The organism is Pseudobutyrivibrio ruminis (assembly GCF_015057245.1).
GTDB lineage: Bacteria > Bacillota > Clostridia > Lachnospirales > Lachnospiraceae > Pseudobutyrivibrio > Pseudobutyrivibrio ruminis_E.
Window position 1 is genome coordinate 24,059 of sequence record NZ_SVET01000006.1, and the last position, 24,488, is coordinate 48,546.

The window sequence follows — 24,488 nt, forward strand, 5'->3', positions numbered from 1 at the left end:
AGAGTATGTTAGGTTTTGTTTATGCAGGTCAAGGTTCTCAAAGAGTAGGGATGGGCCAGGATTTTTATGGCAAATACGATAGTTTTAAAGAGACAATTGATAATGCAACAGAGGTTGTGAGTAAAGTAACTGATATGAATGTGGCAGAGGTTTCATTTAATGGGCCAATTGAGCAGCTTTCACAGACAGCTTATACTCAGCCTGCCATGGTTGCCTTTGCAATTGGAGTAACTAAGCTTCTTAAGGAAGTAGGTATCAATGCTGATTATACATGCGGCCTTAGCCTTGGAGAATATTCGGCTTTATACGAGGCTGGTGTTGTAGATGAAGCAACAATCATGGAGCTGATTGCAAAAAGGGGCAAGTACATGACAGAGGCTTCCCAGGGATTGAATGTCAAAATGGCTGCTGTCCTTGGAATGGATAGAGAGACTGTTTTAGAATGCTGTGAAAAAGCATGTAAAGTAACAGAAGGTGAACGTGTAGTTCAGGCGGCAAACTTTAATTGCCCAGGTCAGATTGTTATATCCGGCCATTCAAGTGCTGTTGATATGGCTAGTGCATTTCTTAAGGAAGCAGGGGCAAAGCGAATTCTTCCATTAAAGGTAAGTGGACCATTCCATACAAAGCTTATGAAGCCAGCAGGAGATAAGCTTGCTCAGGAATTTAAAACAGTAGATTTTAAGGAAGAGAAAACAAAGGTAGTTTTCAACTGTCTTGGAAGAGAAAAAAATCAGAATGAAGAGGTTGCTAATCTTCTAGAAAAGCAGGTGCAGTCATCTGTTTATTTGGAAGATTCAATTAGATATATGGCGGAAGCCGGTGTGGATACTTTTGTGGAAATCGGACCAGGAAAAGCAATAAGTAAGTTTATAACTAAGACTGTTGATAATGCAAAAGTATATTCAATCGATTCAGTAGAGGATTTTGAAAACATTGTAAAGGAGCTTGGAGCATGAGTGTAGCACTAGTTACAGGTGGTAGCAGGGGAATAGGCAGAGTTATTGCTGAGCATTTGGCAAAATCTGGTATTAATGTTGCAATTTGCTATTCAGGAAATGAGAACGCAGCACAGGAAACTATTGAAGCCTGCAAAAAGCATGGCGTTCAGGCTATGTATGTCAAGGCAGATGTGAGTAATGCTGATGATGTGACAGAAATGTTTAATCAAATAAAAGAATTGATGGGACCAGTGGAAATCCTTGTAAACAATGCAGGAATTACAAGAGATGGTCTGCTTCTAAGAATGAGCGAGGCAGATTATGATGCAGTTCTTGATACTAATCTTAAGGGAACTTTCCTATGCACAAAGGCTGCTATAAAGGACATGATGAAAGCTAGAAATGGCCGCATCATCAACATCACTTCTATTGTAGGTGTCCAGGGAAATGCTGGACAGGCAAATTACAGCGCAAGTAAAGCAGGCGTTATCGGATTTACGAAGTCGGTAGCAAGAGAGTATGGTTCTAAGGGTGTTACCGTAAATGCGGTAGCTCCAGGATTTATTCAGACGGCTATGACAGATCAGTTGCCAGACAATGTAAAGGAAGCTTATTTGAAGCAAATTCCTTTGGCAAGATTTGGAACACCAGAGGATGTAGCAGATGTTGTAGATTTTCTGGCATCAGACAAAGCATCTTATATTACAGGACAGGTAATAGAAGTAACTGGAGGAATGTAAAACATGAAGCGTAGAGTAGTAATTACTGGAATGGGTACAGTAAACCCCCTTGGCAATTCAGTAGAAGATACATGGAAGGCCGTAAAAGAGGGGAAATGCGGTGTTGGCCCTATTACACATTTTGATACATCAGAATTAAAAGTTAAGCTTGCCGGCGAGGTTAAGAATTTTGATGCAGCAGAGATTTTAGGTCCTAAGGAATCTAAGCGTATGGATGTTTACACACAGTATGCTTGCGCTGCGGCAAAGGAAGCATTTGCTGATGCTGGAATTGATGTTGAAAATGAAAACATGGACAGATTTGGATGCATCGTTTCATCAGGTATTGGCGGTCTTTCCACAATAGCTACAGAGCACTCAAAGGGTGAGGAAAAAGGCTACAGTAGAATCTCCCCTTATTTCATTCCTATGTCTATCAGCAATATGGCGGCTGGACAGATAGCCATAATGTATGGACTTAAGGGAATGTGCACATCGGTAGTTACTGCATGTGCCAGCTCCAATAATGCTATTGGTGACGCATTCCACAGAATTCGTGATGGATATGAGGATGCTATGCTGTGCGGAGGCGCGGAAGGGGTTGTTATGCCGCTTGCCATTGGTGGCTTCCAGTCTATGAAGGCCCTCTGTACAAGCGAAAATCCTAACCGTGCGTCTATTCCATTTGATAAGGAACGCCACGGATTTGTTATGGGCGAAGGCGCCGGCATACTTGTGCTTGAAGAATTAGAACATGCAAAAGCACGTGGTGCAAAAATCTATGCTGAGGTAATTGGCTACGGCTCAAACTGTGATGCATATCACATCACCGCACCAAATCCAGAAGGTGAGGGCGGAGCAAAATGTATGGCTCTTGCAGTTGCTGATGCTGGAATTGAAATGACTGATGTGGATTATATCAATGCTCATGGAACAAGCACAAGCTTAAATGATGCGGGAGAAACCCTTGCTATTAAAAAGGCTTTTGGGGAGCATGCATATAAGCTTATGGTAAGCTCAACAAAATCTATGACAGGACATTTGCTTGGTGCAGCAGGTGCTGTAGAAGGAATTATCACAGCATTGGCTTTAAAGGATGGTTTTGTTCCAGCGACAATCAATTATCTTGAAAAGGATGAAGCTTGTGATTTGGATTATGTGCCAAATATTGGAAGAAAAGCAGATATAAATGTAGCATTATCAAATGCTCTAGGTTTTGGTGGGCACAATGCATCAATTGTATTTAGGAGGTTTTAATGGAACTTAGCTGTTCAGAAATTCAGGAAATATTACCACATAGATATCCATTTTTGATGGTGGACAAAATCACAGAATGCGAACCCGGGGTATATGCTAAGGGAATCAAATGCGTATCTGCAAATGAGATGCATTTCATGGGGCATTTTCCAGGACATCCAGTTATGCCAGGAGTTCTTATAATAGAAGCATTGGCACAGGTAGGCGCAGTTGCGCTTTTAACAGAAGAGGAAAACAAGGGGAAGCTTGCATTTTTCGGTGGAATCAAGAATGCAAGGTTTAAGCAACAGGTTGAACCAGGTGATGTTTTACAATTGGAATGTAAGCTAACATCAAGAAAAGGTCCTGTGGGATTTGGGGAAGCCGTGGCTTATGTGAATGAAAAAATTGCCGCTAAAGCAGAAATTTCCTTTGCGTTAGGCGATTAAATTGAGTATGATATTTCTAGAAGTTTTAGATTAAAGAAAGATAGGAGCTAGAAATGTTAGAAGAAGCACTTACAGAGGTTTACACCAAGTTTAAAGTTCACTTTTACCAGGAGATGTTCAAAAAGCTTCATTCCAGAGAAACATCACTTACAATCGTAGAGCTTTTTTGCGTAGAGATTATCTATGTACTTAGAAATCCAACTGTAAAAGAGTTCGCAGAATTTATTGGTATTTCTTCACCAAATGCTGCATATAAGATTGCTTGCTTAATTGATAAGGGGTACATTGAAAAGGTTCAGTCTGAAAAGGATAGAAGAGAGTTCCATCTTCATGTTACAGACAAATACCTTGAGTATTTAAATCTCTCAGAAGGCTATGTTAAGACAGTAGCTGAAAGAGCAGAAGAGCGTTTCACAGAAGAACGTATTGAAACATTAAATGATATACTTAACGATATGTCAGATTTCCTTATGAAGGAAGTAGATATTCCAAAGTATCGTAGAAGTGAAGAAGAATAATATAAAATAACAGGTCCTTGGCGAAAGCCAAGGGCTTTTTTTGTGCAAAAAAATGTGCACAGTTGCCTGACCTGTGTTTTGTATGATATGTAGAATCGTTTGATTAACTTTGATTGCGAATTATCAAAAGTAATCATTTTTTAATTAATAAGCAGTGCATAAATCTGTATTTTTGTGATTAAGTTACTGATTATTTTGTTAAAAAGCCCGTAAATATGGGCTTTTGACGTATTTGCTGAAATTGAATAATTTATTTTAATTAAGTTTCACAAAAATAAATAAATGGGCTCTAAATCTATTGACCTAATTATGAAACAGCGTTAATGTGTTAACAGTGTTAAGTGATTAACACTTGAAAGCAATTGCGAGGTAATGTAAATGAAAAAAGTCAAAGAAGTTGCAGGCAATAATACAAGCGATTTAACAGAAATGAATCGTTCTGCAATTGTACGAATCCTTCAGCAACGAGAGGTTTGTACCAGAGCAGAGATTGCAAAGATGATGGGCCTTACACAGGCATCTATCACAAAGCTTGTAGCCTATCTGATAGATATGGGTATCGTATCAGAGGTTGGTATTGTGAAGGGAAATGGAAATAGGCGTTCCATTGGCCTTCGATTAAATGCCGAAAAGAATCTGGTAATTGGTGTTAAGTTCTCCAGACATGTATTTGCTATCGGAGTTTTCGATATATCCGGAAAGCTTTATACGCAAAGCGAAACAGAGTTCAGCTTGGATGAAAATACAGGTAAAGTTCTGACAGCTATGAAAGACCAGATAAGAAAGCTTCTTGATGAATATGAAAATGTAGTAGCCATTGGTCTTGCACTTCCAGGTCCTTATCTTAGAAAAGAAGGACGTATTGCAATGGTCACAAGAATGCCAAGCTGGCACAATATCAATTTCATTGATGAGTTCAAAAATGAATTTGATAAGCCTGTGTTTATTGAACAGGATGCTAATGCTGGAGCACTGGCAGAGTGGTGGTTTGGTGATCATGGAAGACCACTTAGCTCACTGACTTATTTCTTGGTTGGTGAAGGTGTTGGATCAGGAATAGTTGATCACGACAGACTTTTGCTTGGATATCGGGGGATTGCCAGCGAGGTTGGTCATATCAGCATCGACTTTAATGGAAGTACTTGTGAGTGTGGTAATAAAGGATGCTTAGAGCTTTATTGTTCTACAATGGCACTTTTGAAAAAAGCTGAAAAGGAATTGCCAGAGCTGTTTAAAGAAAAATATGAGAACAGATCAGAGGCTGTTGCAAGAATCGTTGAAGCAGCTAGAAAGGGCAATGAAAAGGCTATTAGGGTTTTACAAGAAATTGCAACATACATTGGATACGGATGCGTAACTTTGATAAATGCATACGATCCAGAAATTATAGTTATTGGGGATAGCGTATCGCAAGGGGATGAATTCCTTTTACCAACAATCAAAAAGATTGTAGAGGAAAGAACAATTCCAGAAGTAAGTAGCAAAGTGAGAATAGAGATTTCTAGATTAAAAGTTGATCCTACTCTTTATGGTGCGGCAGCAATTGCTACTGACAGGGTTCTGAGAAAACCAAGCGAGTATTTGGCTTCAAATTAGGCATCAAAATAGGGAGGTATTTGATATATGGAAAGCAATTCTTTTATCCTTCAAATGCAAGGGATTACAAAAGAATTTCCAGGTGTAAAAGCACTTGATGATGTAAACCTCTCAGTGAAAGAAGGCACAATTCATGCAATCTGCGGTGAGAATGGTGCTGGAAAATCTACACTGATGAAGGTTTTATCGGGGGTTTATCCTTATGGCACATATGATGGCGACATCGTTTACATGGGCCAAGTGATGAAATTCAAAAACATCAAGGAATCAGAAAGCGCTGGAATAGCAATTATTCACCAGGAGCTGACAATGATTCCAGAATTGTCCATTACAGAAAACATCTTTATGGGAAATGAAATCATAAAGAAGGGCATGATTGATTGGGCAGAAGAAAAAAGAAGAACCTATGAGATTCTTAAAAAAGTAGGTCTTTCAATTAATCCAGATGTGCTAATCAAACACTTAGGTGTTGGTCAGCAGCAGCTTGTTGAAATTGCAAAAGCACTTTCAAAGAATGTAAAGCTTCTAATTTTGGATGAGCCAACATCAGCATTGAATGAGGCTGATTCAGAAAACTTACTAAACCTTATGATTGACCTTAAGAATAAGGGCATCACATGTATCATGATTTCTCACAAGTTGAACGAAATCGCTGCAGTATCAGATGCTGTTACAGTTATTCGAGATGGTCACACCGTAGAAAGCTACGACGTTGAAGCAGGTAAGGTTGATGAAGATAAAATCATCAAAGCCATGGTTGGTCGTTCGATTGAGAATAGATATCCAGAGCACGAACCAAATATTGGAGAAGTTATCTTCGAAGTAAAGGATTGGTGTGTTGAGGATCCAGATGTTGAAGGCAGAATGGTTTGCAAGAATGCAAGCTTCAATGTAAGAGCCGGTGAAATCGTTGGATTCGCAGGACTTATGGGTGCCGGTAGAACAGAGCTTATGCGCTCACTATTCGGTAGAAATTATGGAATATACAGAGGCGGTTCAATCAAAATCAAAGGTCGTGAGGTAAAGCTCACATCCGTTGAATCAGCAATAAAGAATGGACTTGCTTATGTTCCAGAGGATAGAAAGAATTTAGGTTTAAATCTTTTGGATTCAATCAGAAAGACAGTTGTTGCAGCTGATTTGGACAAAATCACAAAGCATGGTCTTCTTGATATAAATGATGAAAAGAAAGCAGCAGAAGAGTATCGTAATTCTCTTAAAATCAAGACATCAAATGTAGATGCTGGAGTAACAACACTTTCAGGTGGTAATCAGCAAAAGGTTGTTTTATCAAAGTGGATGTTTACAGAACCAGATATTTTGATCCTTGATGAACCTACAAGAGGTATTGATGTAGGTGCTAAATATGAAATTTACAAATTGATTCATCAGCTTGCAGATGATGGTAAGGCAGTAATCCTGGTGTCATCTGAATTGCCAGAGCTTCTTGGAATGGCAGATAGAATTTACACAATCTTCGAGGGAACTATCACAGGCGAACTTGAGAGTGCTGAAGCTAACCAGGAAGGCTTAATGAAGAGGATGACAATTACTTCAAACTAGTATATGGGAATTATGAAAGGATGGAATAAATTATGAAATACTTAAAACAGGTATTAGGCCAGGATTTGCGCCAATACACAATGGTTGTTGCGTTAGCTGCTTTGATTATTATTTTCAACATTATTTCTGGTGGAAGAATGCTTACTTCTTCAAACTTCCAGAACTTGATTTCAGGTAATGCATACGTACTTATTTTAGCTCTCGGTATGTTGATGGTTATCGTTATTGGTCAGATTGATTTGTCAGTCGGTTCTGTAGCTGGTTTCGCAGGAATGGTTATGGCACTTGTTGCAAAGAACTATAACGTTCCTTGGTGGGCAGCGGTTCTTATCGCAATTGCGATAGGAATTTTAGCCGGTGCATGGCACGGTTTCTTCCTTGCACAGCTTGGTATTCCAGGATTCATCACAACACTTGGTGGCATGATGATTTTCCGTGGTGGTGTTATTTGGATTTCTCACTCAATTTCAGTTCCTGCTCCAGAGCAGTTAAAGTGGTTTGGTGCTGGATACTTACCTGAATGGGGACCTGCATTTACAGGCATGAACAACTCAACACTTTTACTTGGAATTATTGGAATTGTTTGCTACGTAGTAGCTCAGCTTAGAAAGTATAAGCACTCAGGTGATGGCAATGGCACAAAGGATCCACTTTGGGCTGTAATCGTAAGAATTGCTCTTATGACATTACTCATTGGTTACTTTACATGGTTATTTGGTTCAGGACGTGTTGGTACATCATTCCCTGTTCCAGGACTTATCTTATTATTACTTACAATCGTTTATCACATCATTACACAGCGTACAAAGTTTGGTCGTCACGTATATGCGGTAGGTGGTAACAAGGCAGCAGCTGCCCTTTCAGGTGTAAATGTTAAAAAGACATATTTCCTTACAATGGTAAACATGTCACTTTTAGCATCAATCGCAGGTATTCTTTTTGTAGGTCGTTCAACAGCAGCTGGTCCTGCTGATGGAACATCATGGGAAATGGATGCAATCGCATCAGTATTCATCGGTGGTGCTGCAGTATCAGGTGGTGTTGGTACAATTCTTGCAACAATCGTCGGTGGTCTTGTAATGGCAGTTCTTAACAACGGTCTTATGCTTATGGGTGTTGGTGCCGACAAGACACAGGTTATCAAGGGCTTCGTTCTTTTAGCTGCTGTAGCATTTGATGTTTACAACAAGAAGAGCGGCAAGAGCTCAATCATTGGCAGAGTATTTGGGGGAAATAAAAAAGCTGCCAACTAATTTAAGAAGGCTTGCCTGCAGTAATAAACTGCTGGGCCTTACATATTAAGTGCACAATATGTGATTATTTAAGGAGGATGGAAAATGAAAAAAAGAACATTATTGTCAATGGCAATGGTGGCAACTATGACAGTTGCAACATTCGCAGGCTGTGGGGGAAGTAGAGAGGGAACTACAGAAGAAGCAGCAACAACAGAAACAGAGGCAACAACAGAAGAGGCTTCAGCTGATACAGCTGCAACAGATATGCCTGGTTTCGAAGAGGGAGCAACAATTGGTATCTCACTTCCATGGCTTGGAACTCAGAACTGGAAAGAAGCTGAGGAAATGTTTACAACACAGCTTGAAGAAGCAGGTTACACTCCACTTGTACAGGCTGCAGACAATAAGGTTACTCAGCAGCAACAGCAGATTGAGTCTATGATTGAAAATGGTGCAAAGGTTATCGTTGTAGGTCCTGTAGATGGTTCTCAGCTTGGTTCAGTACTTGAGCAGGCTAAGGAAGCTGGCGTATACGTAATCGGATACGATCGTCTTCTTGAGAACACAACAGGTGTTGATGGTGTAGTTCAGTTCGGTTCTGTAAAGACTGGTGAGCTTCAGGCTCAGGCTCTTTTACAGGGTCTTGAGGAGCAGAAGGGTGAGGCTCCTTACAACATCGAGCTTTTCGGTGGTGGTCCTGCTGATCCTAACGCACCAAACTTCTTCAAGGGTGCTATGTCAGTACTTCAGCCAAAGATTGATGATGGAACACTTGTAGTTGTATCTGGTCAGACAGACTTTACACAGTGTGCAACAGTTGATTGGGACAATGCTAAGGCACAGTCAAGAATGGATTCACTTCTTTCAGGATTCTATTCAGACAAGGAAATCGATGGTGTTCTTTGCCCTAACGATGGTATTGCAAGAGCATGTATCACATCATGTGAGAACGCTGGTCAGGATATCCCAGTAGTATCTGGTCTTGATGCTGAGAATGAGTCAGTTGAGTGGGTATGGCAGGGACGTCAGTACTCTACAGTTGCTAAGCCAACAGAAGACCTTGTTGCTAAGACAATCGAAATCATCGATTCACTTCAGGCTGGTAACGGTATGCCTGCTACAGAAGTAACAGCAGACAACGGTGTAATCGAAGTTCCAGTATATGAGCTTCCACCAGTAGTAGTTACAAAGGACAACGAGAAGGAAGTATTTGCAAATGATCCTTCACGTTTAGAGTTATTAAAGTAATTTCTTCTTCATATTCTTTTTTTGATAATATGTTTAAAGTATAATTAACTCAGAGATTGTATTTTAAACACTTATAGGGCAGTGACAATCCACTGCCCTTATTAAATGATATTTTAGGAGGTAGTGTTGTGGAAAAGAAAATTGACGTTGTGGCATTGGGAGAACTCCTTATAGATATGACTAACAACGGAGTATCAGAAAATAATAATGACTTGTTTGAGGCAAATCCAGGAGGAGCACCATGTAATGTACTTGCTATGCTTAAAAGATTTGGCCACGAAGTTAATTTTATTGGTAAGGTAGGAGATGACATTTTTGGTAGAAAGCTGAAAGCTACACTTGAGGAAGTTGGCATTGGTACAGAGAATCTTTTAATGGATAAGGATGTTCGTACTACACTTGCTTTTGTAGAGACTTTCCCAGATGGAGATAGAGATTTCTCATTCTACAGAAATCCAGGAGCAGATATGATGCTCAGAAAGGATGAGGTAGACACAGAGCTAATCAAAAATACAAAGGTTTTCCATTTTGGAACACTTTCTATGACTCATGAATTGCCAAGAGAGGCTACAATTTTTGCTCTTGAAGAGGCTAAGAAAAATGGTGCTATCATCACATTTGATCCAAACCTAAGAGAACCCCTTTGGAACAGCTTGGATGAGGCAAAAGAGCAGATTTTATGTGGCATGAAATACGCTGATTATCTTAAAATATCAGATAATGAAATCCAGTGGCTTACTGGAGAACAGGATTATACAGCAGGTGTGCACAAAATCAGAGAGCAGTTCAATATCCCGCTTATAACTGTTTCTTTGGGCAAGGAAGGAAGCCGTGCATACTATCAGCCAGAGGGCAAGGATGAAATAATCGTAGAGGTGGATTCATTCTTATCACCAGAAACAATCGAAACAACTGGTGCAGGTGATACATTCTGCGGATGTATAATTCACTATTTATTGGAGTATGGTATATACGAATTAGATGAAAATAAATTAAAGGAAATGCTTACAGTTGCAAACGCTGCAGCATCTCTGATTACAAGAGTTAAAGGCGCACTTAGGGTAATGCCATCATTAGATAAGGTTAATGAATTGGCTAAATCAAGGTGAGATAATGACTTATAAAATTGTGTTCTGTGATGTGGATGGAACATTGCTTAATAAAGAACATAGATTATTGGATAGTACCTTAAGGTCCATAAAAGCTTTACAGGAAAAAAATCTGCCATTTGTAATTGTTACTGCTAGGGGACCTTCTGGTATTTATCCAATATTTAAAAGATACAAGTTTGTGTGTCCTATGGTTTGTTTTAGTGGAGGGCTAATCATTGATTACAATGGCCAGGTATTATACTCAAATGGATTCACAAAGGGCACAGCAAAAAAGCTTATTAACTTCATAGAAAAAGAGAATCTTGACTGTACATGGAATATCTATTCTATGGACAATTGGATCGTCAAAGACCGTGCTGACGAAAGGGTGGCAAGGGAAGAATCTATAGTTGAGGCACAGGCATCAGAAGGCAATGTGGATAGCTTGTCTGAAGGTGCAGAAATAGGAAAAATACTATGCATGTGCAACCCCGCTCACACTATAGAAATTGAAAATAGACTAAAAAAAGAATTTCCATGCCTATCAATAGTTCGTTCGTCAGATATTCTTATTGAAATTATGAATAAAAACATTTCTAAGGGAGAAAGTATTGAATTTCTCTGCAAGAAATGGGATATTGATATTAAGGAAACGGTGGCATTCGGAGATCATTATAATGACCTTGAAATGCTTGAAACGGTGGGGAAACCTTTCTTGATGGAGAATGCACCACAGGAGCTAAAAGAACGAATCGGAAATGTTACTTTTAGCAATGATGCTGATGGGATATATCATGGTTTGAAGCAAATAGGACTAGTTGATTAATCGACTAGAAAGGGGGATTTTGCATGGAACGATACGAACTTGATTCAGCTGAAAACAAAGCCTTTGTCAGAGAGATGAGGAATAGTCTGTTGTCATTTGGACACAGATTTCCTTCTCCTGGCGGAGGCTCTTATTATTTAGGAGATGATGGAACTCCTTGGAAGGACCGTCCAAGAGAAACCTGGATTACAAGTAGAATGTGCCATGTATATAGTTTGGGGGCTATGCTTGGCCACGAGGGAAGTGAAGCCCTTGCAGATGCGGCGTTAAAGGGATTGGCTGGTGAATTGCATGACGATGAACACGGTGGCTGGTATGCAGGACTGACTGTAGATGGAGAGGTGCTTCCAAACAAGCAGTGCTATGCCCACGGTTTTGTGATACTTGCAGCAAGCAGTGCACTTTTGGCAAAGCGACCGGGAGCAAAGGAACTTCTAGAGGATGCATTGGCTGTGTATGACAAATTCTTTTGGAATGAGGAATTGGGATTATCTGCAGATACCTGGAATACAGAGTTTACAGTCTGCGATGATTACAGGGGTATCAATGCAAACATGCACACAGTAGAAGCATTTCTTGCAGCAGCTGATGCATTGAAAAATGAAAACTATCGCGTTCGCGCAGGCAGGATTATCAATCATGTTGTGAATTGGGCAAGGGAAAACAACTGGAGAATTCCAGAGCATTTTACAAGCGATTGGAAGCCTGATTTGCAGTGTAATAAAGACAAACCAGATGACCAGTTCAAACCATATGGTGCCACACCAGGCCACGGAATTGAATGGGCTAGGCTTATCACGCAATGGGCAGTTTCTACATACGGTAAATACGATAATGAAAATGCTAAGGACTATATCGTAATTGCGGAGAAGCTATATAACAGAGCTGTGGAGGATGGATGGAATGCAGACGGCGAACCAGGCATCTGCTACACCACCGATTGGGACGGAAAGCCTGTAGTTCATGATAGAATGCACTGGACTCTTGCAGAAGCAATAAATACATCTGCAGTTTTATACCGCGTCACAGGAAATGAAAAATACAAAGAAGATTACGCTGCTTTCATGGAATATTTGGATGAAAAGGTATACGACAAGGCCACAGGCTCTTGGTTCCATCAGCTCGATGAGCACAACAATGTAATCGGAACAGTCTGGCCTGGCAAGTCCGACATCTACCACGCTTTGCAAGCCACAATGATTCCATACAATGATTTGGTTGGCGTGTCCATTGCCAGTGCTGTAGCTAGAGGGAATAGTTAGAGGCTGCGGGTTGAGGTTGTGGCTGCGGCTATGGGCGATGGATATGGGCTATGGCTGTGGGTCATGGCTAAGATTGGGGATATTTGAATTGGCTGACTACTGCCTAGATTCAGAAAATGAATTTAGGCAGTAGTTTTTTGTGGGACTACTACTGCCTGAGAGCTGAAAATGAAACTAGGCAGTAGAGATTGCAGGGATTACTACTGCCTGAGAGCTAAAAATGAATCTAGGCAGTAGAGATTGTGAGGACTACTACTGCCTGAGAGCTAAAAATGAATCTAGGCAGTAGAGATTGTGAGGACTACTACTGCCTGAGAGCAGAAAATGAAACTAGGCAGTAGTGATTGCTAGAATTACTACTGCCTGAGGGCAAAAAATAAAATTAGGCAGTAGTGAATGTGGGAAACACTACTGCCTGTGGGTTAAAAATGAAACTAGGCAGTAGTGTTGGTTGGAAATTTTACTATCTGGGAGAAAGAAATAAATCTAGATAGTAGTGATAGAGCAGATTTTTACTGTCTATAAGTAGAAATTGATTATGGGTAGTAAGAAACAGGAGAAATCTTACTATCTAGAAACAGATAATGAATCTAGGCAGTAGTAATTGCAGAAAATCTTACTATCCGAATAATCAAAATAAATATAGGTAGTAGGAGAACCGCAGTGTAATGGCACAACTGCACCGGCATTAGTTTCTAGTATTTCATTAAAAATGATTTCGCCTTGTGGTTTATCATTTTATTAGGAAAATTCAGTGGTAGGGAATAATATAACGATTAAGATGTTAATATTTGCCACGCTAATAGCCTTTGAGTCATGCCAAAGTGGCGAAATATCTGTGAAAAAGGGATGTTACAGTTGTGAAATTGTGGTCTATTCAAACCCATAAGAAATGCCGCCAAGGCATTAGAAAAGTTCAATATATATTTACAATTAATAGTATTGTCTATATAATAGAAATAAGAAAAGGCGCCACCGATAGACGGACGCCCTAACTTATATGGTTACTTAGAACCGCAAAGTTGGTAGCTTGGGCGGTTCTATTTTTTTGTCTTGCTATTTCGACCTACGGAATAGCCAAGACTGAAGCAAGTAATACATAAACTAGTAACAGCTATAAAATCCGATAAAGTCAACATTACAATATTCCAGATAAAAATTCCAATAGAGATTCGGCAAACTTTTTATGCCCATCAATTGAAAAATGAACTCCGTCGTAACCCATCTCTATATTCCATTTTCCAGCATCGATAGCATTTATGTTATGCTCCTGTGCTAGTTTCATATAGCCTGCATTAAGTCGTAAACTGCAGTCATGGTATAGTTCCATTTCAGAATCTGATGCGCTTATATATGGTGGGGCAATCAGGATAAATCTAGCAAGGCTGTTTTGATTCACATAATCAAGAATGCCATCAAGTCTTTGAAGTGTAGCTTCAACATCGGGATGATTTGTAAGTAGAATATCATTGGTGCCAAGCATCATAACAAAGACATCATCTTTGGTTAGATTTTGAATGGTTGTTGTGAAATAGCCGTAGCCTAACTCTGGCAACATTCGGCCATTCATTCCTTCCTCAATGACTTCATAGTTATCTTTTAGGGCTTCTTTTATATGAGTAGTCCAGCGAACTTCTGTAGGATATCTACCACCCAAGAACCCTCTTGGATCGTAGCCATATGTATTTGAATCTCCAAATAGAATTAGTTTTTTCATAGAGTTAACCTCATTTGATACCAGGTAACATTACCGTGAACTGATTCACTTATGCCTTCATTTACAAAGCCAAATTTTGAATAGTAATGAATAAGCTTATCTTTGCAAGTTAGGACGAGGCCTTTTCGACCCTGGAATTTAGCATCTGAAATGGCTTGTTTAATAAGCTCTCCAGCGAAGCCTTGTTTTCTATATTCTGGTAGAGTATTTACGCCAAAAATCATTTGCCATGCACCTTCTTCACTATGCATATCAGCTTTAGCATACATTTCATCGGTAAGGTCAGGCTCATCAGTGCAAAAGCCATCTACAAAAGCTATAAGTTTATCTCCATCAAACATAAGCCAGAAGTGATTGGCATAATGCTCGAGTCTTTCTTTAAATTCATTTATAGTAGCTGCTTCTGCAGGTGGGAAGCATTTGGCTTCAACTGCAGAAATATCTGCTAAATCATCTATAGTTGCAGTTCTAATTATCATTTTTAAATCCTTTCAATACACCATCTAATTCTTTTGATTGTCATTTCATAACTCCATAAGAATTGTATTGGATAGATTGAGAATAGCCATTATTTTCAAAGTTTTCAAGACTATTATCTATAGTTTTTCTACTTGGTTACATATAACACATACTGAAAAAATTGCATGTAGAGTCATTTAACAACTCGTGCTAATATATCAAAGCTAATTTTTAGAAATAGAGGTAAAAGTTTTTGATTATAGAGTACGATTTAGATGTAATAAGAAATGAAGAAGAGGAGGATGAGGAGTACTTCTTTGAGGCAGAAGCTTCCAGTTTAGATGAATTAATATCCTTCAGCAGAACTATCAATATTAATGATACTGATGAGGCGGGGATTGGGGTTTATAAAGATAATGCTTCAGGAAGATATATTGTTCCATTTGTTGCGGATGGACCGGGCTCTCCGTTAAACTTCGGAGAATTTCTCGATGTAAAGTCAGTTGATGAGAAGTATTGGAACATACATGAGGGAAGAAGTTATATAACAAATTTAGGAATGCTTGCTATGATGTCAGTTATTGCGTAAACATACACTCAATTCTAATTTCAATGAATCAACAGAAGACGGGGAACATTGAAAATATATGTCAATAATGTTATCATAAAGATGATAAAATTATGATAAGATAATGGAGGGATTAATATGATGCAGATAAGACCCGTTTCAGATTTAAGAAATAAATTTACAGATATTGAAAAAGCAGTTCAAAGTGGCGATCCGGTATATTTAACAAAAAATGGATATGGCGCTATGGTTGTACTTAGTCTTGATGCATATTCGAGAATGACTGAGCCTGAAGAGTACATTATGGATGTTGCTGATGCATCAGCTTCTTCAACGGACAAGAGATTGACTCATGATGAGGTCTTTGGATCTATCAGGGGGAAATTAAATGTATAATCAGAAATACACAATAAGATATTTACCACTATTTTATGAAGAATTAGAATCGGCAGTACTTTATATTGCAAATAGATTGGGAAATCCTGCAGCAGCAGAAAATCTTCTTGATACTGTGGAAAGTGCAATTATTAATCGTTGTGAAAATAATCCGGAAGGATACGAACCGGTTCCGTCTAAAAAGAAAAGGGATTATCCATATTATCGCATTTACATAGGGAATTATATTGTGTATTATGTTGTAATTCCTGAAAACGATAAGCGAATTATGGAAGTGAGACGTTTTACTCATACGCTTCAAAATCGTGATAATATGCAGTAATATAGTTGCGATAATTTCATATTAAATGCAAAAGCTAGGAGCATCAACTCCTAGTTTTTTTGTTTGATGCTAAAGGGATTTATTGATGCAGATATTTTTAGAAAACACGAAGATTTAGTTATAAATACTTGAAAATACAAAATGGGGGGGTATTATGTAACCAACGAAAAACTTGTAATCTATATTAAGAATACGGAGGATTAACACAATGAGAAAGAATATCATTGCACTCGCATTAACAGGTATTGTTACTTTAGGATCTGCTTTTGGCATGACGGCAACAGCAAATGCGGCAGAGCTTGATGCTACAACTGCTACAACAGTATTTGATGCTACTTATTATGCAGAGACATATCCAGATGTGGTTGCTGTACTTGGTACTGATGCAAACGCACTACTTGCACACTATCTTACAAGCGGTGTTGTAGAGGGAAGAAATGCTTCAGCTACATTCAATCTTGATGCTTATGCTTCAGCAAATCCAGATCTTGTTGCAGTATTTGGTGATAATGTAAATGCTTATGTTCAGCATTATGCTAACTATGGTGTAAATGAGAACAGAATTGCTACAATCGAGGCTGCTGTTGCAAGTGGTATCACAGTTACTTCTCTTTCAAATCCAGATGTTGTAATTGCTCAGCCAAGCACAACTGGTACTGCTTCAGCTTCATCTTCATCTACTGATACAGAGGAAACATATTACATTTGGGTTGACGGACAGAAGGTTTCTACAGGAACAGACGGATCTGTATTATCAGAATCTGAACTTGCAGCTATGGATGCTGAGTGGGAAAGCTCTTTTGATGATGTTACTTTAGATAATTGGACAGGTAGTGATTTTATTATTCTATATTAAATGCATAAATTGAATTAAACGATTAAAGCACTCTGAGTAACATCAGGGTGCTTTTTTTATTGCCGCTATTGTTTCAGTAAATTAGATCATTAACTGTTACGCCCAAGGCATCTGCTATTTTTCTAATAGTGTCAATTTTAGGGTTATCGTGTTTGCCCGTACAAATTCTATTTATGGTTGCGGCAGGGACTCCAGATAGCTCTGCTACTTGACGGTATGTTAATTTTTTAGATCTGATCAATTCTTTTAGATTTTTGTTTTCCATGTTATAATCCTCTTTGTTACGTTAATGATGTATTTGTGAGGTGATAAATTATATATTCAAGAAATTGTTACAAATAAAACAAGAGATGGAGCAAAATGAACGTGCGGTATATTCGTATCTATTTGAGTATAAAAATACTGAATGTTTTGTTGCTCTTTGTATCATACTAGATGAAGAAAGAGAAAAACTTCGCCCTGAATTGCAAACAGCACTTTTGCGTATTAGATTTATGAAATCTGATAATTTGGATATTTATGTTGATTGTTATGCAAACGAAAATAATTTTTTGGGCATTAATGCTACTTCTGTAAGGTATCTATTTGGTATCCCTTTTCAGCCAAATGGCATGGGATTTCTTTTTTATTTTGCACAAGCGTTTGCAAATTCAATTCCTAATCATATTGGAATGATGGATGATACTTGTACTAATGCGGCTGCTGTTACAGTTTGCGAACACGAAAATCGTGATAAAAACAGAATATCCAGACGTTCGCTAATATTACTGGGGCTGGATGAAAATGGTAAGCAAAAATATCGAAATAGCTATACTTATCAATTGGCTCAACTTAAATTTCCTAGACTATCAAAGCTATTTGAAAATGATAAAAAGGTCACTTTCGGGTTTAATGATGATATAGATAATGAACCCTCTGAAGAGGATATTTATCGAAGATTTATTATAAATCATCCTTCTTATACTAAGCGTTAAGCTTTATGTAGAGAATATATATTGTTATTTGTGTCTACATATAAGAAAAAAATATTAGCCTCATTTTGATCTTGTGTATTATTTAATATATAACAAGCAAGAATCTCTTCATATTCCTGTACATAACCAATGCCGTAGGTGTTTATGTCAATCTTTCGATAGAGAAAAAGTTGCTGAATTTTATATGAAACATTTTCTTGAGTTACCATTTCTTTAAATTTAGCAAGTGCTAACTCTATATCTGGCTGTATTTCCTGGGGGGGAGTTTGTTAAAAATACCTCGGTATTATTATAAAAATTTTTATATATCATATTTTCACATCCTTATTATTTTTCAAACTAAATGCAAAAGGCTCTTACCTTACATGTATTTATGAAAGATAAAAGCCTTATGTACTTAGTAAGTCACTACAATTGAATTGAAACTGTATGGGCCAGCTACTTGACCAACATAAACATCTTTAGAATTATATATAGGAGAACTCGTATACATTGTAACAATAATATATGCTCCATCAGTTAATTCTGCATCTGACATTTCTGATAAATCAAAAACTGCGGTAGAAGCATAATTGTAATTAGATGAGCTAAAAGCTCTGTTACTTAAAAGGGCCCCATATTTATTATAGAGTTTTATGTTAACTTTACCTGCAGTTGCAGTAACTGAAATTGATTTAGCTCCTAAAAGGATATTTCCTGCTGGAAGTGAACATGTTCCCGAGCCAGTACCAGATGTTTTTCCAGACATACTTGATGCTGTGAAAGTAACTGTACCAGATCCTTTCATAACAGTAGCTGTTTTTGCAGGAACAGATGTGGATGAGAAATTGTGTAATATATATACTACACAATTTAAAAATGACAATAAAAAATTATAAATTCAGAAAAAGTGATTCATATATATAAATAAAAACCAAGTAAAGTTTTATTCATATATATAAATAAAAAATCAGAGTTGACAAATAAAAATTCAATTATACATAAACATCAAAGCTGCTGCTTTTCCAAACAGTAGAGATTTTATCCATACTACTGTTGTCTACATTGACCTTTTCAATTGTGGAACATTTTGGATTAGCAGCAGCTTTTTGATATGCCGACATAAATGAGGTGCCTGTGGTAATTTTTGAGCCATAGGCATCTTTTAATAAATAGATATTTGAAACATCCATAATTTAAATCCTTTTTTAGCGATTACTAAATACCGTGGGATATTATGGATTCCTTATCTGAAATGCATATGCGGCCAAAGTGACGGCTGTCTGAATATTGAATGATTAATTCCTGAGAAAATAGCTTTGCGCAATCATATAATGATTGCGCAATTTTTATGCCTAAAATTTGCTCAAATTAATAATAGTTGCGCAAAATTCTTAGTGGTTGTGAGAATTGTTTGAGGCCAAAAATAGGGCTAAGATAATATCACAAGGCGAGTTCATAAAATATTCACAAACAGGATGAGCTTTGCAATTCTGCGCAATTGTGCGCAATATTGGGAGGGTATATGGGTAAATTAATTTCTAGAAACAAAGTCTTATTAATTATGCTAATCCCAGCGTTGGTGTACGTAATAGTATTTAGTTACATTCCAATGGCAGGCATTGTTTTAGCTTTTAAGAATTATAGATATGCTGATGGCATATTTGGAAGTCCTTGGGTTGGACTTGATAATTTTAAATTCTTATTTATTTCAAACAAGGTTTGGCAGTTAACACGTAATACACTTCTATATAATATTTTCTTCATCATCTTTGGAATGATATTTGAAGTAGGATTCGCAATTATATTGAGTGAATTAAACAATAAGGTCTTTAAGAAATTTGCACAAGGATTTATGTTTTTGCCTTACTTCATTTCTTGGGTTGTAGTCTCAACAATTATGTTGAATATATTTGGAGATAATGGTGTTTTAAACTCTATTCTGACTTCCGCAGGGGGAGAGAAGTACAGTATATACAGTAATACAGCTTTGTGGCCGGTGATAATGGTTTGCGTGCGTTTATGGAAGCAAACTGGTTATGGTACAGTAATTTATTTGGCTGCTATTGCTGGAATCAGTCAGGATTTGTATGAGGCAGCAGCTATAGATGGTGCAAATGTATGGCAGAAAATTAGATATATTACACTTCCATCATTGAAGCCTACAGTAATGATTATGACGTTGCTTGCTCTAGGAAATATTTTCAGAGGTGACTTTGGTATGTTCTATCAGTTGGTTGGTTCAAATCAACTTCTTCTTAAGTCATCAGATATTTTGGATACTTACATTTACAGATTGCTTTTAACTACACCTGATGTAGGTATGACAGCGGCTGCTGGTCTGTATCAGTCTATATTGTGCTTTGTGACTATTGTTACAGCAAACTGGATAGTAAAGAAAATAGCACCAGACTATACATTATTCTAAAATTGGGAGGCAATTATGGGGGCAAAAATTAAAGGTAAGGATCAAATCATTTTTGAAATAATAGGGTATATTTTAGTGTTATTGTTTGCGCTAGCCTGTGTTATTCCTTTTTATTTGATAATAATGGGTTCATTTACAAAGGAAAGTACCATAGTTACTACTGGATATAAGCTATGGTTAAGCGCAAAGGATTTTTCAACTGAAGCTTATAAAATGGCATTCAAAAGTCCTGATACCATATTGAAGGCCTATGGGGTGACAATTTTTGTTACAGTGGTAGGCACAGCGTTATCTATCTTTTTAACAACAATGACAGGTTATGTGTTGGCACGAAAGGATTTTCCATGGAAGAATGGCTTCTCTTTCTTCTTTTTCTTCACAACATTATTTAATGGGGGACTAGTACCATATTACCTTTTATGCACAACATATTTAGGCTTCACCAACAGAATATATTCTCTTATTCTCCCAGGTATGTTTTCTGTCTGGAATATGATTATTGCAAAAAGCTTTATGAAAGGTATTCCTTTTGAGATGGTTGAAGCTGCAAAAATTGATGGTGCAGGTGACTTTTGTATTTATTATAAAGTCATTCTTCCTATGGCAAAGCCTTTGGTGGCAACAATAACCTTATTTGTAGCATTAGCTTATTGGAATGATTGGTACAATTGCATGTTGTTTATGAGCACAGGTGAACATTGGAACTTGCAGTATACTTTGCAAAATATTTTGAACAGTTCAGAGGCATTGAAAAGAATAGCGGTATTAACTGGTATGCAGGTTGGACAATTACCATCTGAAGGTTTAAAGCTTGCAATGACAGTTATAGCAACTGGCCCAATTGTATTGTTGTATCCATTTTTGCAGAAATATTTTGTTAAGGGATTAACTCTTGGCGCAGTTAAGGGTTGATAATATTAAAAATTGGAGGAGGAATAAAATGAAGAAAAGAATGAGGAAAATTGTGGGGGCAATTTTAGCGGCATCGATGACAATGTCAATGATGGCATGCGGTAGTAGTTCTGGGGCAACTAATACTATCGATGGCAAGACTACTGCAGATGGGTCAGATGATTCTGCAATATCAGCAGATAGTCCATATGCAGGAAAGGGATTCAATTTTTCCACTGCCGAGACTATCGTAATGTATGTATTAGGTGATAGACCTGCAGATATGGACACAGTTTTGGAGAAGGCAAACTCTGAATACTTTGAACCTAACTTAAACACTACGCTTGATATTGAGTTTTTGAACTGGAGCGATTATGCAACAAAATATTCGTTACTTTTGTCAGGTGGAGAGCAGGTTGATCTTATTTATACTGCATCGTGGTGCTACTACAATGATGAAGTTGCAGCAGGTGCTTTTAAGAAGTTAGATGATGAATTCATCCAAACATATTTGCCATATACATATGCTGAGCTTCCAGAGGAGGCTTGGAAGGAAATAGCAATTAAAGGAGATGTATATGCAGTACCAAAAGGAAAAGCTACATTCACAGCATATAATGGAGCAGTAGTAAGACAGGATTTAATTGATGAATATTCACTTACCACTCCTGATAGCTGGGATAATTTCAAAAAGTATCTTGAAGAATTAGCAGCTCTTCAGAGTGAAACAGGTGTAACAGCATTAAATACTAACGCAAATAGAGAGCAGCTATTTACAATGTTTTGCCAGGAAAATACACTTCAGGGTGTAACCGAAGGTTATGATTTCCTTTATCAGGCAAACAACTCCGAAGCAGCTCCTGCACCAGAGGATATTGAATACTCATATATGTCTGATTACTACACAGATTATGCACTGCAGATGGCTGATTTAGCTAGCAAGGGTGTATGGTCAGCAAATGCAATTAACGACACTACTGATTCACAATCATATTTTGAAAATGGTACATCAGGCGCATTTGTATGGAATAGTTCTATATTCACAGCTGGTGATAATCTTGAATCTGCTGACCTTGGAACATATGCAGTTTATGATGTAACACCAGATACAAAACGTTCAAGAGGTGCATATTCAGTTGATGCAACAGCTATCACGGAAAAATCTGCAGATCCTGAAAGAGCAGCATTAGTTCTTGATTATATGAAGAGTGATGTAAATCTTAACAGATTACTCCTCGGTGGAATTGAAGGTACACATTATGAGTTAGATGCAGATGGAAACAGAGTTACACTTGATAAAGCTGCTGATTATCCATGGAACGGTTGGGCATGGGCAATTAACAGACAGGATGAGCCAGATGAAGCAGGAATGGATGAGAGGGCTATTGAATATGGTGAGCATTGCGAAGAGATGGAATTTGTCCCAGCTCAGACAGGTTTCACTTTTGATCCATCACCTGTTCAGAATCAGTATACTGCAGTACAGTCTGTTGTTACTGAGTATCAGCAAAGTTTTGCGCTTGGAATCTATGGCAAGGATACAGAAAGTGCTCTTGAAGAATTCAGAAGTGATTTGAAAGATGCAGGCGTTGAGGCATTTACAGAAGAATTCATCAAGCAGTACACTGAATATAAAGAGGCTAACGGTATATAAAAAATACTAGGGTCAGTTTTTACTGGCCCTTTTTACTAAATGGAGTTGTAATGGAATATATTAAGGGCATGGACATTTCTTCTTATCAGGAAATGTTGGACAAAGGGTATAAATACTTTGATTGCAATGACAATCAGATTGATATTTTGGAATATGCAATAGAGAAAGGGTTTAATTATGCCCGAGTGCGTATATGGAATAATCCGTCAAACATACCTGAATCTGGTGGATACTGTAGCTTAGATGAAACATTAAAGCTAGCAAAGAGAATCAAAGAATTAGGAATACCATATTTATTAGATTTTCATTATTCAGATTGGTGGGCTGATCCTGGAAATCAAACAAAACCTAAGGAATGGGCTTATCTTGATGGGAAAGCTTTGGTTGAAGCAGTGTATGAATATACAAAGGATGTCCTTAATAAACTTGCTGAGAATAATGTTTCACCTTCTATGGTACAAGTAGGCAATGAAATCCGTTGTGGAATGTTGTGGCCTGATGGAAGCACTGAAGACTACAGAACTTTAGCAAAACTCATTAATGCAGGAATAAGGGGCGTGAGAGACTCTCAAAATGGAAGTGAAATTAAAATAATGCTCCATTTGGATCAGGGCGGAAGATATCATTACTATGAACAGTGGTTTGATGCCATGATACGAAACGGTGTGGAAGATTTCGACATTATTGGATTATCTTATTATCCATTTTGGCATGGTACATACCAAGATTTAGATGAGACGTTAACATTACTTGAAGAGCGATATCATAAGGATTTGATTGTTGCCGAAGTTGCATATGGATATCGTTTAGGAGATGATTCCTTATTTGGAAAAGGCCAGGAACGACTTGGTGGATTTAAGGCGAGCGAGGATGGTCAGTTTGATGCATTGCAGATTATTTCTGGAATAATTGGTGGCGTTAAGAATAACCGTGGTAAAGGATTTTTCTACTGGGAGCCATTTATGAGAGCGGAAAATCCATCTTCCTGGGGCTATTGCATGGGAATTGTTGATGAAGATGGGAAGCCATTAAAAGCACTGGAGCTGATTGATACCGCATTTCCGATAGATATAGATGAAGCAAGACACTTGTATTCAGAACTTGAATATTCAGATAACTGCAATGAGCTTGTTGGCGGTATTAATATCATTAACAATTCAGGATTTGCGAGTGATTTAAGCAATTGGAGCTATGAAAAGCCTAGTAATGTTAGCTATGAAATAAAAACTATCGATGATGTAGATACATTATGTTTTCAAAGTAAAGGAAATGTCTATTTTTCGTTACATCAAAAGGTTCAAGCAAAAGAAACTGGAAATTACAGCTTAGTTGTTGAATACAAGGGAGATAACACAACTGGTGTGTGCGTAAAGCCATTTATACAATTGCCGGATTACCGTCGAGAAACTAATATTTATCCTTCAGACAAAATGTGGACTCGAGGAACAATTGAAATTAGTTTGACCGAGGGAATGAGCGTAGAGGTAGGAGTTGAAATAGATTCTCCTGAGATTAATGGTGAGATAAGAAATATTGGAATGTATTTAAAGGAGAAATAGT

26 protein-coding genes are annotated in these 24,488 nt (G+C 37.8%); 21 read left to right on the forward strand and 5 right to left on the reverse strand.

Annotated features, from left to right (window positions below):
* Window positions 1-5 precede the first annotated feature (5 nt).
* The 12 genes from fabD (at window position 6) to E7274_RS06790 (ending at window position 12,684) form a co-directional block, all read left to right on the forward strand.
* The gene (fabD, locus tag E7274_RS06735; protein ID WP_304174728.1) at window positions 6-959 is read left to right on the forward strand and encodes an ACP S-malonyltransferase; all 954 of its coding nucleotides are present in this window, start codon (window positions 6-8) and stop codon (window positions 957-959) included.
* Window positions 956-1,681, forward strand: coding sequence for a 3-oxoacyl-[acyl-carrier-protein] reductase (gene fabG / locus E7274_RS06740; RefSeq protein WP_304174730.1), 726 nt, complete (start codon window positions 956-958; stop codon window positions 1,679-1,681). The genes fabD and fabG overlap by 4 nt, the downstream gene beginning before the upstream one ends.
* A 3-nt stretch (window positions 1,682-1,684) precedes the next feature.
* Entirely contained in the window at window positions 1,685-2,917 is a 1,233-nt protein-coding gene (gene fabF, locus E7274_RS06745; RefSeq protein ID WP_304174732.1) for a beta-ketoacyl-ACP synthase II, read from the forward strand.
* The gene (gene fabZ, locus E7274_RS06750) at window positions 2,917-3,345 is read left to right on the forward strand and encodes a 3-hydroxyacyl-ACP dehydratase FabZ (RefSeq protein ID WP_033151673.1); all 429 of its coding nucleotides are present in this window, start codon (window positions 2,917-2,919) and stop codon (window positions 3,343-3,345) included. Before fabF ends, fabZ begins: the two co-directional genes overlap by 1 nt.
* A gap of 53 nt (window positions 3,346-3,398) precedes the next feature.
* Window positions 3,399-3,863, forward strand: a complete 465-nt coding sequence (locus E7274_RS06755) for a MarR family winged helix-turn-helix transcriptional regulator (RefSeq protein WP_033151672.1) — start codon at window positions 3,399-3,401, stop codon at window positions 3,861-3,863.
* A gap of 378 nt (window positions 3,864-4,241) precedes the next feature.
* Entirely contained in the window at window positions 4,242-5,459 is a 1,218-nt protein-coding gene (locus E7274_RS06760; protein ID WP_304174734.1) for an ROK family transcriptional regulator, read from the forward strand.
* 27 nt (window positions 5,460-5,486) lie between these two features.
* Window positions 5,487-7,022: a multiple monosaccharide ABC transporter ATP-binding protein gene (mmsA, locus tag E7274_RS06765; protein ID WP_044935777.1), complete on the forward strand. Its 1,536-nt coding sequence runs from the start codon at window positions 5,487-5,489 to the stop codon at window positions 7,020-7,022.
* Window positions 7,023-7,054: 32 nt separating this feature from the next.
* Complete coding sequence (locus tag E7274_RS06770) at window positions 7,055-8,275, forward strand: sugar ABC transporter permease (RefSeq protein WP_044935780.1); 1,221 nt, start codon at window positions 7,055-7,057, stop codon at window positions 8,273-8,275.
* A gap of 84 nt (window positions 8,276-8,359) precedes the next feature.
* Entirely contained in the window at window positions 8,360-9,505 is a 1,146-nt protein-coding gene (locus tag E7274_RS06775) for a substrate-binding domain-containing protein (RefSeq protein WP_044935784.1), read from the forward strand.
* Between the two features lie 128 nt (window positions 9,506-9,633).
* Window positions 9,634-10,614: a carbohydrate kinase family protein gene (locus E7274_RS06780; RefSeq protein WP_044935785.1), complete on the forward strand. Its 981-nt coding sequence runs from the start codon at window positions 9,634-9,636 to the stop codon at window positions 10,612-10,614.
* A 4-nt stretch (window positions 10,615-10,618) separates the two neighbouring features.
* On the forward strand, window positions 10,619-11,422 hold the full coding sequence (locus E7274_RS06785) for an HAD family hydrolase (protein ID WP_304174736.1): 804 nt from the start codon (window positions 10,619-10,621) through the stop codon (window positions 11,420-11,422).
* 23 nt (window positions 11,423-11,445) lie between these two features.
* A complete protein-coding gene (locus E7274_RS06790; RefSeq protein ID WP_304174738.1) occupies window positions 11,446-12,684 on the forward strand; it encodes an AGE family epimerase/isomerase in 1,239 nt (412 codons plus the stop codon).
* 1,138 nt (window positions 12,685-13,822) lie between these two features.
* Here E7274_RS06790 and E7274_RS06795 read toward each other — a convergent pair.
* Together E7274_RS06795 and E7274_RS06800 are read right to left on the reverse strand one after the other, a co-directional pair.
* Window positions 13,823-14,401, reverse strand: a complete 579-nt coding sequence (locus E7274_RS06795) for a GDSL-type esterase/lipase family protein (RefSeq protein WP_304174740.1) — start codon at window positions 14,399-14,401, stop codon at window positions 13,823-13,825.
* Window positions 14,398-14,880 carry a GNAT family N-acetyltransferase gene (locus E7274_RS06800; protein WP_304174742.1) on the reverse strand — a complete coding sequence of 161 codons (483 nt, stop codon included), beginning with the start codon at window positions 14,878-14,880 and terminating at the stop codon, window positions 14,398-14,400. Before E7274_RS06800 ends, E7274_RS06795 begins: the two co-directional genes overlap by 4 nt.
* A gap of 233 nt (window positions 14,881-15,113) precedes the next feature.
* Here E7274_RS06800 and E7274_RS06805 point away from each other — a divergent pair, with 233 nt between their 5' ends.
* The 4 genes from E7274_RS06805 (at window position 15,114) to E7274_RS06820 (ending at window position 17,002) form a co-directional block, all read left to right on the forward strand.
* Complete coding sequence (locus E7274_RS06805; protein WP_304174744.1) at window positions 15,114-15,449, forward strand: hypothetical protein; 336 nt, start codon at window positions 15,114-15,116, stop codon at window positions 15,447-15,449.
* A 117-nt stretch (window positions 15,450-15,566) separates the two neighbouring features.
* On the forward strand, window positions 15,567-15,824 hold the full coding sequence (locus tag E7274_RS06810; RefSeq protein ID WP_304174746.1) for a type II toxin-antitoxin system Phd/YefM family antitoxin: 258 nt from the start codon (window positions 15,567-15,569) through the stop codon (window positions 15,822-15,824).
* On the forward strand, window positions 15,817-16,146 hold the full coding sequence (locus E7274_RS06815) for a type II toxin-antitoxin system RelE/ParE family toxin (RefSeq protein ID WP_304174748.1): 330 nt from the start codon (window positions 15,817-15,819) through the stop codon (window positions 16,144-16,146). Before E7274_RS06810 ends, E7274_RS06815 begins: the two co-directional genes overlap by 8 nt.
* Window positions 16,147-16,354: 208 nt before the next feature.
* Window positions 16,355-17,002 (forward strand): hypothetical protein, encoded by a 648-nt coding sequence (locus E7274_RS06820; RefSeq protein ID WP_304174750.1) that lies wholly within the window; start codon window positions 16,355-16,357, stop codon window positions 17,000-17,002.
* Window positions 17,003-17,075: 73 nt separating this feature from the next.
* Here the strand turns inward: E7274_RS06820 and E7274_RS06825 are convergent, their stop codons facing one another.
* Window positions 17,076-17,267 carry a helix-turn-helix domain-containing protein gene (locus E7274_RS06825; RefSeq protein ID WP_304174752.1) on the reverse strand — a complete coding sequence of 64 codons (192 nt, stop codon included), beginning with the start codon at window positions 17,265-17,267 and terminating at the stop codon, window positions 17,076-17,078.
* A 40-nt stretch (window positions 17,268-17,307) separates the two neighbouring features.
* Here E7274_RS06825 and E7274_RS06830 point away from each other — a divergent pair, with 40 nt between their 5' ends.
* Complete coding sequence (locus tag E7274_RS06830) at window positions 17,308-17,976, forward strand: DUF6037 family protein (RefSeq protein ID WP_304174754.1); 669 nt, start codon at window positions 17,308-17,310, stop codon at window positions 17,974-17,976.
* A 397-nt stretch (window positions 17,977-18,373) separates the two neighbouring features.
* Here E7274_RS06830 and E7274_RS06835 read toward each other — a convergent pair whose 3' ends face one another.
* Window positions 18,374-18,763: a hypothetical protein gene (locus E7274_RS06835; protein WP_304174756.1), complete on the reverse strand. Its 390-nt coding sequence runs from the start codon at window positions 18,761-18,763 to the stop codon at window positions 18,374-18,376.
* 187 nt (window positions 18,764-18,950) lie between these two features.
* Window positions 18,951-19,148 carry a hypothetical protein gene (locus E7274_RS06840; RefSeq protein WP_304174758.1) on the reverse strand — a complete coding sequence of 66 codons (198 nt, stop codon included), beginning with the start codon at window positions 19,146-19,148 and terminating at the stop codon, window positions 18,951-18,953.
* Between the two features lie 332 nt (window positions 19,149-19,480).
* Between E7274_RS06840 and E7274_RS06845 the strand changes: the two genes are divergently transcribed.
* From E7274_RS06845 to E7274_RS06860, 4 genes are read left to right on the forward strand one after another with little or no spacing between them, the layout of a single operon-like run.
* Window positions 19,481-20,383, forward strand: a complete 903-nt coding sequence (locus tag E7274_RS06845; protein ID WP_304174760.1) for an ABC transporter permease — start codon at window positions 19,481-19,483, stop codon at window positions 20,381-20,383.
* A 15-nt stretch (window positions 20,384-20,398) separates the two neighbouring features.
* Entirely contained in the window at window positions 20,399-21,295 is an 897-nt protein-coding gene (locus tag E7274_RS06850; protein WP_304174761.1) for a carbohydrate ABC transporter permease, read from the forward strand.
* Between the two features lie 28 nt (window positions 21,296-21,323).
* Window positions 21,324-22,928: an ABC transporter substrate-binding protein gene (locus E7274_RS06855; RefSeq protein ID WP_304174763.1), complete on the forward strand. Its 1,605-nt coding sequence runs from the start codon at window positions 21,324-21,326 to the stop codon at window positions 22,926-22,928.
* Between the two features lie 50 nt (window positions 22,929-22,978).
* Entirely contained in the window at window positions 22,979-24,487 is a 1,509-nt protein-coding gene (locus tag E7274_RS06860; RefSeq protein ID WP_304174765.1) for a glycoside hydrolase family 53 protein, read from the forward strand.
* The last annotated feature ends 1 nt before the right edge of the window (window position 24,488 follow it).